This is a genomic window from Streptomyces sp. NPDC002825 (assembly GCF_040295385.1).
Taxonomy (GTDB): Bacteria; Actinomycetota; Actinomycetes; order Streptomycetales; family Streptomycetaceae; genus Streptomyces.
In genome coordinates, this window is sequence record NZ_JBEOVH010000070.1 from 1 (window position 1) to 5,187 (window position 5,187).

2 protein-coding genes are annotated in these 5,187 nt (G+C 77.1%); both read left to right on the forward strand.

Annotation, left to right across the window (positions count from 1 at the left end; all coding sequences use genetic code 11):
- Positions 1–255: 255 nt before the first annotated feature.
- Complete coding sequence (locus ABT041_RS38835; protein WP_351193854.1) at positions 256–3,927, forward strand: trypsin-like peptidase domain-containing protein; 3,672 nt, start codon at positions 256–258, stop codon at positions 3,925–3,927.
- Between the two features lie 39 nt (positions 3,928–3,966).
- Positions 3,967–4,920, forward strand: a complete 954-nt coding sequence (locus tag ABT041_RS38840; protein ID WP_351193857.1) for a bifunctional riboflavin kinase/FAD synthetase — start codon at positions 3,967–3,969, stop codon at positions 4,918–4,920.
- Positions 4,921–5,187 lie beyond the last annotated feature (267 nt).

Genomic DNA, 5,187 nt, shown 5'->3' on the forward strand with positions numbered 1-5,187 from the left:
GAACAAGACCGTGCCGCTCTTCAACGAGCTCGCGACCTCGGTCCGGCTGCTCAAGACGGAGGTGGAGTTCACCCAGCACCACCCGGGTCTGGGCCACGGTTTTCCCCCCTCGGTTTCCCCCGCACCCACTCTGTCCCGCTGAGCCGCCGAAATTCACCCCATCGGGGAGGCGCTCGGAGTGAACGGGGGAGTGTCGGGGGGCGCGTTTTCCCGCGAGCGCCTCCGGGTGATCACCGGCCGCCTACCGTCGACACCATGGGAAGCGGGGACCTGGCGACGCTGGTGCGCATCTGCGATCCGGCGGGCCGGCCACGCGGCACCGGTTTCCTCGCCGACCACCACGGAACGGTCGTCACCAGTCACGAAGCCGTCGACGGGCTCAGCCGTGTCGTCCTGCACGCCCCCGGCGACCGGACCTGGCTCGCCGAGGCCGAGGCCGTCACGCCGCTGCCCGAGAGCGGCCTCGCGCTCGTACGGACCGAAGGACTCGGCGGCCGGCCGCTGCCGCTCGCCACCCGGCCCGAGATCGAGCCCGGCACGTACGTGCGGATCGCCGCCCAGGGCTGGCGCGAGGCCCGCGTCCTCGGCCCCGCCTCTGTCACGTACACCGCCACAGACCGCTTCCACGCCCTCGCCGACGCCCTCGAACTCGCCATCGGCACCGAAGGCGCCGACGCGCTCCGCCGCGGCGGACAGGCCGCCGGAGGCCCCGTCCTCGACACCGTCACCGGCACCGTCCTCGCCGTCCTCGGCACCGCCCTGCGCGGCGACCGCCAGGCCGCCGGATACGCCGTCCCGCTCCGCCCCGCCGGACCGCTCACCGCCCTCCTGCGGCGCAACGCGGCCACCGTTCCCGCCTACGGGCCCGATCTCAACCTCGCCGCGATCCTGGAACTCACCGCCACCTCCACCGGGCCCGTACGCGAGCCCGACCCCTGGCCCGAGCCCGTCGAACGGCCCGACTGCGTCCGCGAGTTCGCCCGCTTCACGGCCGGCGACAACCCCGTCCTCGCCCTCGTCGGCGCCCCGGGCACCGGCCGCACCACCGCCCTCGCCGCGCTCTGCGCCCGCCGCGCCCGGGGCGTCGCACCCGCGCCCACCGTCCGGCTGCGCGGCGCCGACCTGAGGGCCGAGGACCACTCGCTCGCCGACGCCGTCGGCCGCGCCCTGCACGAGGCCGGCCGGATCGTCGCCGCCTCCGGGGCGCTCGGCGACACCACCACCGCCACCCCGGAGCGGGCCGCCGCCCTCGCCCGGGACGCGGGCCGCCCGCTCCTCGTCGTCCTCGACGGCCCCGAGGAGATGCCGCCGCTCCTCGCCCACCGGCTCGCCGACTGGACCACCGCCACCGAGGACTGGCTCCGCGCCCACCGCGTCCACCTCGTCACCGCCTGCCGCCCCGAGCACTGGGAACAGGCCGGCACGCTCTACACCCCGGGCGCCCTGCACCGCCCGGCGACGGACGCCGACGACGGCCTGCCCGCCGCGCTCGCCCTCGGGCCGTACTCCACGACGGAGGCCCGTGCCGTACGGGAGGGGTACGGGATCGGGGAGACGGACCTCGCCCCGGCGGACGCCCGCCACCCGCTCGCCCTGCGGCTGCTCGCCGAGGTGCGGGCGGCGCTGCCCGGCGAGGTGCCGGGGCGGCCGGGGCGCGAGGAGATCTTCACCGCCTACCTCGACCTGGTGTGCCTGCGCGCCGCCGTCCGGATCGCCGCGGGCTCCCGGCCCCTGCTCCGCGGGACCGCCGTCCGCCGGCTCGCCGCGCGCGTGACCGGCCGGCTGCACGAGGCGGCCCGCCGGTGCCTGGGCCCCGGGCACGGCGTCCTCGACCGGGCCTCCTTCGAGGAGCTGTTCCCCTGGCGCGAGGGGTGGGCCCCGGCCGTCCTCACCGAGGGCCTCCTCGTCCCGGCGGGCTCGGGCTACCGCTTCGCCCACGAGGAGCTGGCCGACTGGGTCCAGGCGGCCCACCTGGACCTGGACACGGCCCTTGACGGCCTGGTGCACGCGCGCCACGAGGACCCGCCCCGGAGCGACCCCGACACGGCGGCGCCCGGCGGGAGCCCCGTCCCCGGCCTTCCCCGACAACGGCCCGCCGGAGACGCGGCAACGGCCGGGCAGCTGCCCGTGCCACGGCACCGCATCGGCCCCGTCCTGCAGGCCTTGCTGCTGCTGCACCGGGAGCGGGGCCCCGCCGGCCTCGCACCCCGGCTCGCAGGCCTCGCCGAGGCGCTCGCGCGGTTCGCCGCGGAGGGGGACGGCGGGGACGGCGCCTGGTGGGCCGCCCGGCTGCTGCGGGAGGGCGTGCTGCGGGTGCCCGACCCGAGGCCCTACCTCCCCGTCCTGAGACTGCTCGCCGACCACATCGGGTCCCTACCGGGCCCGCACCCGGTCTTCGCCTCCTTCGGAACGGCGTTCTGGGTGGGCCTGCCGCTGGGCGAGGACGAGCGGATCGACCTGCTGCGACGCCTGGTCCCGGCGGACCTGCCGCCGGGGAGCGCCGCGCTCGGGGCCGCCGCGTTCGGTGGTGCCGGGGCCGGAGGTGCCGCGTCCGGTGGCGAGGTGCCGGGCGGTGCCGCGTCCGGTGGCGAGGTGCCGGGCGGTGCCGGGCCCCGTGGCGAGGTGCCGGGCGGTGCCGGGCCCCGTGGCGAGGTGCCGGGCGGTGCCGGGCCCCGTGGCGAGGTGCCCCGCAGGGTCCGGAGCCTCGACGCCGTCGCCGCGATGCTCGTCGCCGATCCCCGGAGCGTCCAGCCGCTCCTCTGCCGTTGGTTCGGCGACCCCCGGCCCACCGTCGCCGCCGCCGCCCAGGCCCTCCTGCACAGCCACCGGGCGCTCGCAGTCGACGACCTCTGCGAAGCGCTCGTCGCCACCGCCCACCCGCTCGCCGACGGCCTCCTCGCCACCCTCGCCCGGGACGAGTCCTCCGCGCTCTGCCGGGCCGTCGACCGCTGGGCCCACGACGACGGGCGCCCGGAGCGGCGCGTCGCGGCCGCCGCGTACGGACAGCTCGTCGCCGGGCACGTCACCACCTCCGCCGACCGCGAGCTCCTCCGCTACGCCGCCCTCGCCCTGCTCGCCCGCCCCGGCGACCAGACCCTCCACGGCGCCGCCCTCGGCCTCCTCGTCCGCGACCCGCACAGCCGCGCCCGGCACCTCCCGCGCGCCCTCGCCGAGCCCCGGGTCCCCGCGCCGGCGCTCGCCGAGGCCCTCGCCACCCACCCCGAGGAGATCCTCATCGGCTTCCGGGCCCGGCTGATCGGCACCGGGGAGGCGCCGGCCGCCGCCCTGCTGGCCCTTGCCGAGGTCGACACGCCCGCCCTCGCCCGCCGGATCGCCGCCCTCGTCCGCGACTACGCGGCCCGTCACCCCGAGGGCGCCCCCCACGTGGCCGCCTTCGTCGACCGCCGCTTCGAGGACGGCCCGGCCGCGAGGGCGGTCCTCTTCCCGCTGGTCACCGGACTGATCCGGGGCCGCCCCGCCTCACTCAGGCGCGCGCTCGCCCCCGTCCTCGCCGCCCCCGGCACCGGAGCCTCCCGGCATCTGCGGGCCGAGCTGCTCGACGTACTCCTGGAGCACGAGCGGTACGAGGCCGAGACCGGAGAGCTGACCGTCCTCGAGGTGCTCCTGCGGGCCGCCGCGGAGGGCGCGGAGCGGCGCAGCGCGCCCCGCACCCGGGAGCTCGTCCTCAGGGCCGGCGCCCTGTGCATCCGTACCCCCCAAGGCGCCTGGCGGCTCGACCGGGCCCTCGCCGGGGCCGTCCGCGAGCAGCCCGCATTCGCCGCGCTCCTCGCCGCCTGGACGGTCGCCGCCCCCGGCGAGTGGGCCCCGCTCTTCGGTCCGGAGACCCTCCAGGCGCTGCGGAGTCCCGGCACTGCCATGCCGATGCGTACCGACGGCCGTGGACATGGCAGTCTTAGACCTGCGTAAAGGCGAACAGGGCGAACAGGCGGACGAGGAGCGGTCACAGTGCAGCGCTGGCGTGGCTTGGAGGACATCCCCCAGGACTGGGGACGCAGCGTCGTCACCATCGGCTCCTACGACGGGGTGCACCGCGGACACCAGCTGATCATCGGGCGTGCCGTCGAGCGCGCCCGTGAGCTGGGGATCCCCGCCGTCGTCGTCACCTTCGACCCGCACCCCTCCGAGGTCGTGCGCCCCGGCAGCCACCCGCCGCTGCTCGCCCCGCACCACCGGCGTGCCGAGCTGATCGCGGAGCTCGGTGTGGACGCGGTGCTCGTGCTGCCGTTCACCGCCGAGTTCTCCCAGCTGTCCCCGGCCGACTTCATCGTGAAGGTGCTGGTCGACAAGCTGCACGCGAAGGCCGTCATCGAGGGCCCCAACTTCCGCTTCGGGCACCGGGCGGCGGGCAACGTCGCGTTCCTCACGGAGCTCGGTGCCACCTACGACTACGAGGTCGAGGTCATCGACCTGTACGTCAGCGGGGCCGCCGGCGGCGGCGAGCCCTTCTCCTCCACCCTCACCCGCCGTCTCGTCGCCGAGGGCGACATGACCGGCGCCGCCGAGATCCTCGGCCGGCCGCACCGGGTCGAGGGCATCGTCGTCCGCGGCGCCCAGCGCGGCCGCGAGCTCGGTTTCCCGACGGCCAACGTCGAGACCCTGCCGCACACGGCGATCCCCGCGGACGGCGTGTACGCGGGCTGGCTGACGGCGGCGGGGGAGCGGATGCCGGCGGCCATCTCGGTCGGCACGAACCCGCAGTTCGACGGCACGGAGCGGACGGTCGAGGCGTACGCGATCGACCGCGAGGGTCTGGACCTGTACGGGCTGCACGTGGCCGTGGACTTCCTGGCGTACGTGCGGGGGATGCTCAAGTTCGACACGCTGGACGATCTGCTGCTGGCGATGGCGGGGGACGTGAAGCGCTGCCGCGAACTGACGGAGGAGTACGACCGCACCTGACGCCGCGACCCGCGCCCGGGCGGGCGGTCGCCCACGCCCGTGTGGGCCCGCGCCCGGCGGGACGGTGCCCCCCCCGCGTGTGCCCGCGCCCGGCGGGGCGGTGCGCCGCTGCCCGTGTGGGCATTCGTCCCTCCCCCAGACTTCGTCCGGGGGGACCCCCAGGGCGGGACGGGTGGGCACACGGGACGGCGCCCTTCAGCGGCGCCTCCGCGTTCCGAGCCTGGACCCGCACCCCATGTGCACCGAGCGGGTGGTGCGGGACGATCC